Annotated in this window: 4 protein-coding genes; 2 read left to right on the forward strand and 2 right to left on the reverse strand. The window is 43.4% G+C overall.

Going from position 1 to position 6,811, the window contains the following annotated elements:
- Positions 1-4: 4 nt before the first annotated feature.
- A complete protein-coding gene (locus K9M07_04550; GenBank protein ID MCF7852495.1) occupies positions 5-1,246 on the reverse strand; it encodes an MFS transporter in 1,242 nt (413 codons plus the stop codon).
- Between the two features lie 383 nt (positions 1,247-1,629).
- Positions 1,630-4,170 carry an ATP-dependent Clp protease ATP-binding subunit gene (locus K9M07_04555; protein ID MCF7852496.1) on the reverse strand — a complete coding sequence of 847 codons (2,541 nt, stop codon included), beginning with the start codon at positions 4,168-4,170 and terminating at the stop codon, positions 1,630-1,632.
- Positions 4,171-4,401: 231 nt separating this feature from the next.
- On the opposite strand from K9M07_04555, the gene K9M07_04560 reads away from it, so the two are divergent.
- The gene (locus K9M07_04560) at positions 4,402-5,112 is read left to right on the forward strand and encodes a hypothetical protein (GenBank protein ID MCF7852497.1); all 711 of its coding nucleotides are present in this window, start codon (positions 4,402-4,404) and stop codon (positions 5,110-5,112) included.
- A gap of 52 nt (positions 5,113-5,164) precedes the next feature.
- On the forward strand, positions 5,165-6,673 hold the full coding sequence (gene proS, locus K9M07_04565; protein MCF7852498.1) for a proline--tRNA ligase: 1,509 nt from the start codon (positions 5,165-5,167) through the stop codon (positions 6,671-6,673).
- The last annotated feature ends 138 nt before the right edge of the window (positions 6,674-6,811 follow it).

The following is a 6,811-nucleotide window of genomic DNA, read 5'->3' on the forward strand; positions in this document are numbered from 1 at the left end:
CTCTTCAGCGTTCAACAGAAAGAATTTCTTGTTGTTTTAGGAGGGCACCTTGGCGCCTATGGTTGAAATACATTGAGAGGCTTCCACTAACACAAAGTATCATGCCAAGAGTAAATACAACGTTATAGCTTTGAGTGCAGGTAAAGATTACTGTTCCAAGTACAGGGAAAATAAGGCCTCGGATCCCCACTGTCAGAATATTTAAAGAGCTATAAGGAATACTACTAGCTTTTTTGGAAAAAATGGGTCCGGACAGTTTCCAGCTTAATTCGCTTCCTCCTTGCATGATTCCATACAATAAGTAGCTAATAAAAATTAAACTCGGAAATGATGGGGCTATCATAAGAAGAAAAGGGAAAATAGCGGCGAAAAATGTAACTGCAATACAAGTAACAAGTATACCGAGCTTATTGATGCATTTAACCCAAAGTGGTGAGGATAGGGCAAAACCTACCCCTTTAAGGGCAGCGATTGCAAACAATAGCTCTCTATAAGAGAGGTGCAAAGAATCAACAAAATAAGTCGGAAGAGAAGTTTGCAGAACCATGAGTCCCGCACCTCCTAAAAAAAAGCCCCACTGAAACCAAGCAAAGTCTTTTCTCTCAACGACTAGGCACCATGCATCTTTCCAAGGTGAGATCAATGTTTCCTTCATGTTTTTTGTGGTAGCTACCGGTTGTTCATCAACTTCCTTTGATTTAAGAAGTAATTTAGCGACTAAAGAGCCTAGCATTCCAATCAGAGCCGTTATTGGGAACAACCATCTCCAGACACCCGGTATCTTGTCTAATAACCCTCCAAAGATAAATGGAAGGGATATCATCCCCATGTAATCAATCGACGAGGCTAAAGCAAATACTTTCCCTCTTTGCTTATCCGAAAAACTAATTTTGAGTATTTCCATCCAAGTGGGCGTAACTCCTCTACAAAACACCATATGTAGACCAAATGCCAAAATATAAAACCACGGACTAGAAGCAAATGGACAGAGTAAAAAAGGAAGAAACCTAAAAATATTACCCCAAACTATATTAGAGATAAGCCTGCCATGCATTAAACGCACTCTTTGGCTCCAGTATGGGGATAAAAGTGCGGATACGGGCTTAATAATACTCAATAAAGTTATCTGCATTACACTAGCATTTAGGTCTTTATACAATATAACGGGAATAAGATAAAACAATCCCCAAAAGGGGAAAGATAGACTGTTATAAAGGATGTATGCTATTGCGGCTCTATTTTTCAATGTGATTGATAATTCCTAATGAGGTACACAAATCATGCCGATTATCTCGACTTTGTAACTTTTTGGACCTGAAGGCCTCGAGATATTTGTTTTCGGGAGATTATTAAAACCTAGAAGGGGTTTTTTACCCCTTCTAGGTTTTAATAATCTCCTAGTTCGACCGTAGGTCGAGCGTCCGAAAGCAAATAGATGAGGCAAGCAGGCCCAAAAAGTTGCAAAGTCGAGATTATACTCAAATGGACAAATTTCATCTATGTAATCATGAACCGCCGTATACGGGGTTCCGTACATACGGTGGTGTGAGAGGACGGGGGCGAGAAGCCCCCCTTCTACTCGATTTTTTGACGGGCTTTGGCTGCAGATTGGGCGTTCCCTTTAGGGCGCTACTCTTCAGCTGAAGATGCGCTGGCTGTTGCCAGTTTCTTCTTTTTCTTCTCTTTTTCTTTCTCTCTCTTTTTCTCTACAAAGTTGAGCTCTTCCTTACCCTCTTCATGCGAAATGTCATATTCGCGGGGAGTTTCGGGGTCTAGGAGAAGTTTTTCAGAAAGAGGATCTTCAAGATGTTGCTGAATGGTGCGGCGAATAGGTCTTGCCCCCATTTCAGGCTGATATCCGCGATCGGCGAGGAAGAGTTTTGCTTTTTCATCGAGCTGAATCGAAATATTTTTTGATTCAAGGCGTTTCGAAAGTTTAGCGACTTCGAGATCAATCACTTTGCATAGATCGGTTTTATCAAGCGCTTTAAAGATAACCGTAGAGTCTAAACGGTTGATAAACTCAGGTTTAAAGTGTTTTTTGACAGCCTGATCGATCTTTTTCTCCATCGTACTAAAATCGGGGATCCCTTCTTGGACATTGAAACCAACTTCCGTTGTTCTTTGAATCAATTCAGAGCCGAGGTTAGAAGTGAGGATAATGATTGTATTTCTAAAATCGACTTTTCGGCCAAATGAATCGGTGAGGCGCCCTTCTTCAAGGATTTGAAGGAGGAGATTCATGACATCGGGATGGGCTTTTTCCACTTCATCAAAGAGGACAACGGAATAGGGGCGGCGGCGCACTTGTTCCGTGAGCTGTCCACCTTCTTCATAGCCGACGTATCCCGGAGGGGAGCCGGTCATTTTGCTGACGGCGAATTTCTCCATGTATTCGGACATATCCACTTGAATGAGAGCATCTTCACCACCAAACATCTCAGTTGCAAGGCTGCGTGCAAGCAGTGTTTTACCCACGCCGGTTGGGCCGAGGAAAAGGAAGGCTCCAATGGGGCGGTTTGGGTCTTTAATATCAGCGCGACTCCGGCGAATGGCTTTACAGACTTTATCAAGGGCATTGCTTTGGCCGATGACTTTATCTTTTAATACTTCTTGCATTTTCAAGACTTTTTGCGTTTCGGCTTCGGTGAGGCGTGTTGTTGGAATACCGGTTAACTTACTAATCACCATTGCGATATCATCTTCATCGACAATGACTTGGTGTTCCTCTTTGCGTTTTTCCCACTGAATTTTTAAATCTTCGAGTTGCTCGCGCAGCTGTTTTTCTTGGTCGCGCAGTTTTGCAGCCTTTTCATATTCTTGAGAATTGATGGCTGTGTCTTTAGCATTTTTTGTCGTTTCAATTTCTTGGTCAAGCGCAGTGACTTCGTGGGGTTGATACATCATCGAAATACGCGCTTTTGCCCCTGCCTCATCAATCAAATCGATGGCCTTATCGGGAAGAAAACGGCCGACTAAGTAACGATCGGAAAGGAAAACGGCAGAACTAATCGCCGCATCGGTGTACATACACTTATGATGTTCTTCATATTTTGTTTTGAGTCCTCTCAAAATCTCTTCCGATTCATCAATCGATGGTGGGGCGACTTGAATTTTTTGGAAGCGGCGCTCAAGAGCGGCATCTTTTTCAATATGTTTGCGGTATTCATCGAGTGTGGTTGCTCCAATACATTGGATTTCTCCTCGAGAAAGAGCCGGCTTCAGGATATTCGAAGCATCGATTGCCCCTTCTGCAGCACCGGCACCGACGATGGTGTGAATCTCATCAATAAAAAGGAGAATATTACCATTTTTTTTGACTTCATCCATAACGGCTTTAATCCGCTCTTCAAATTGTCCACGGTATTTAGTTCCTGCAATCATCAATGTGAGATCAAGAGAGATGAGCCGCTTTTTAGCCAAATTATCAGGGACATTGCCTTCGACAATCGCATGGGCAAGGCCTTCGACAATCGCTGTTTTACCAACGCCTGCTTCTCCGACAAGAACGGGGTTGTTTTTGCGACGTCGGCAGAGGATTAAGATGAGGCGTTCGACTTCGCTTTTACGTCCAATCACCGGATCGAGTTCCCCGAGGCGGCATTTTTCAGTCAGGTCGTGACCATAAGCTTTAAGGGCGGGCATTTTATCTGACGTAGGGGCTTTATCTGTTTTAGCGGAAGAAGAACTTTGAGAAGTGGGGCTAACGCCCATAGGGGGGAGTTGAAGATTAAAGGTTTCTAACTCTTTAAGGACTTCTTTGCGCACTTCTTTGAGATTGACATTGAGGTTTTCTAAAATTTGTGCGGCGATTCCATCGGGCTGGCGAATGAGCGCGAGAAGAAGGTGCTCCGTTCCAACATAGTTGTGGTTGAGCGAGGAGGCTTCATCATTGGCGAATTCAAAGACTTTTTTGACTTTTCCCGTCAGAGTGGGATCGCCATAAATTTGGATTTCCGGACCGAAGCCGACAACGGTTTCGACTTCGGATAGAATGGTTTCATAGTCGACGCCCAAATTTTTGAGGACATTGACTGCTATTCCCTGACCAAGTTTGAGAAGTCCAAGCAATATATGCTCTGTACCTAAGTAGTTGTGGTTGAGTTTTTGAGCTTCTTTTTTTGCTAGTTTGATGACTTGCTTTGCTCGATTGGTAAACTTGTCAAACATGGATATCCGCCTTACTAATTATTTTTAATAATATCAAAAAATATGACTATTTTATGATCCCTATGAAAATGTCCTTATATCAATCAAGGTAAATATGGGCAATAATCCTTCCCACTTTTTGTTTAACCATTTATAATTCAAAGACAAAAAAATGTTTGATCGATATGTAAGGATATTTTTTATCCGCAATTGGTCTCACAATAGTATACCGCAAGTGGGGTAATTGGGTAAATGGTTCAAATTATAGAAAATCAAATGCGCTTAGCGCAGGAAAATATGGATTTGGATCAGAGGCTTCTTAAGGAAATTCGACCTGATTCAGACCCCATTTTGCACCTATATGAGTGGAAAAAGCCCTCGATGACCTATGGCTACTTTATTGATCCTGAAAATTATTTATATATAGATAAGGCCAAAGAGCTCGGGATTGATTTGGGTCGACGGCCCACGGGGGGCGGCATGATTTTTCACATCTGGGATTTGGCTTTTGCCCTCATTATTCCCCAAGGTCATTTGGGATATTCCACACGGGTTTTGGATAATTATCGCTTTGTCAATCAAATAGTGACGGCTGCGGTTGAAAGCTTTTTAAAAAAAAGCCGGTTGTCGTTATTGCCTACGGATCCGAGCGATCCCCATTTACACGTTCAAAAATTTTGTATGGCTAAGCCGACGATCTATGATGTGATGCTCGATGGGAAAAAGGTGGCCGGAGCGGCTCAAAGGCGCAAGAGCCATGCATTTCTCCATCAAGGCAGTATTTCAATTGGCTATCCTCACATAGAACTTCTCCATCAAATCATTAAAAGCCCTGAAGTGATTGAGGCCATGAAGCAAAATAGTTTTAGCCTTTTACCTGAAGGGTGGAGCGCTCGTGATTTGGCCGAGGCCAGATCTCTTTTAAAACAAGAATTGTCTACTAAAATAGTTGAATGTTGTTAGCAATCTTGGCATAGTATATCTACACTTCTCTCCAAAAATAAAGGTTAAGACAATGGCTCCTAAGACGGCAGTGACTCCAACGCGTAGCGAAAATTTTCCGGGATGGTACCAAGAAGCAATCAAACTTGCGGAGCTCGCCGAACACTCCCCGGTGCGCGGTTGTATGGTGATTAAGCCGTGGGGATATGCCATGTGGGAGCATATCCAAAGAGGGCTTGATGCTCGCTTTAAAGCGCTTGGGGTTCAAAATGCCTATTTCCCTCTCTTTATTCCCCTTAGCTATTTTGAAAAAGAAGCCGAGCATGTCGAAGGTTTTGCAAAAGAATGCGCTGTTGTGACGCATCACCGCCTTGAGCAAAATGGAGAAGGGAAGTTGATTCCCGCTTCGCCTTTGGAAGAGCCTCTGATCGTGCGCCCCACTTCTGAAATGATTATCGGTGAGATGTTTGCCAAATGGATTGAGTCTTATCGCGATCTGCCCCTTAAAATTAATCAATGGGCCAATGTTGTCCGTTGGGAGATGCGCCCCCGTATTTTCTTGCGCACTGCCGAATTTTTGTGGCAGGAAGGGCATACGGCCTATGCAACTAAAGATGAGGCAATGGAAGATGCGCGTAAAATGCTCGATCAATACGCGGAATTTTGTGAAGAGTCTTTAGCCCTGCCCGGGATTCGTGGGGAGAAGTCGGAAAATGAGCGCTTTCCCGGCGCTGACCATACCTATACTTTTGAGATGATGATGCAAGATCAAAAAGCTCTCCAAGCTTGTACTTCGCATTTTCTCGGTCAAAATTTTTCAAAAGCAGCAGGGATCAAATACTTATCGCAAGAAGGAAAAGAGGAACTGGCCTGGACCACTTCATGGGGATTTACAACGCGCATTATTGGTGCAATGATTATGGTGCATGGTGATGATGACGGTATTATTTTACCTCCCGCTATTGCCCCTTCCCATGTTGTGATTATTCCAATTATCCATAAGGAAGAGACTAAAGAGACTATTTTAAACTATTGTGAAGAGCTGTCAAGGGACCTAAAAAAGATTGCATATAAAGATCGGGCGATTGACTCATATATTGACCAAAGGGATCTGCGCGGTGGTGAAAAAATTTGGCACTGGATTAAAAAAGGTGTTCCGATCCGAATTGAAGTGGGAATGCGTGAAATTGAAGAGGGAAAACTCTGTGTGGCGCTCCGCACATTAGGACATAAAGACAAAAAATTTCTCTCTCGTGAAGAGGTGCTCTCTTCAGCCCATGATTTACTCGATGAGGTTCATCGCTCTCTTTATCATCGCGCCAAAGAACGGATAGAGACTCATATTACGCAGATTGAAGAGCGCGAGACTTTTTATCAGTTTTTTGCAGGTCAAGATGAGGAGGCTTCGGGTGGATTTGCTCGCGTTTTTTGGGCAGGCGATACTCTTTTGGAAGAAAAGATCAAACAAGATCTGAACGTGACGATCCGTTGTATTCCTTTTGATGGACAAGATAAAGAGGGTATTTGCCCCTTTACCGGGAAAACAAGCCATCTCCAAGTCATTTTTGCTAAGTCTTACTAAACCCGCATTTCTCACGCTTTCTCGGTGAATCTGTGCAGTCTGTCACGTCATCTTCGTCCTTCCCGGGGCTCGTCTTGTCTATTTGACAATGTTCTCGCCCCGGGAAGACCAAATCTGACGCACCATCCTGCTCACCTT

The sequence above is a fragment of the Simkaniaceae bacterium genome (genome assembly GCA_021734805.1).
Taxonomy (GTDB): Bacteria; Chlamydiota; Chlamydiia; order Chlamydiales; family JACRBE01; genus Amphritriteisimkania.

Coding starts and splice junctions, on each gene's coding strand:
- K9M07_04555 (MCF7852496.1), bottom strand. CDS start 4,170: ATGTTTGACAAGTTTACCAATCGAGCAAAGCAAGTCATCAAACTAGCA.
- K9M07_04560 (MCF7852497.1), top strand. CDS start 4,402: ATGGTTCAAATTATAGAAAATCAAATGCGCTTAGCGCAGGAAAATATG.
- proS (MCF7852498.1), top strand. CDS start 5,165: ATGGCTCCTAAGACGGCAGTGACTCCAACGCGTAGCGAAAATTTTCCG.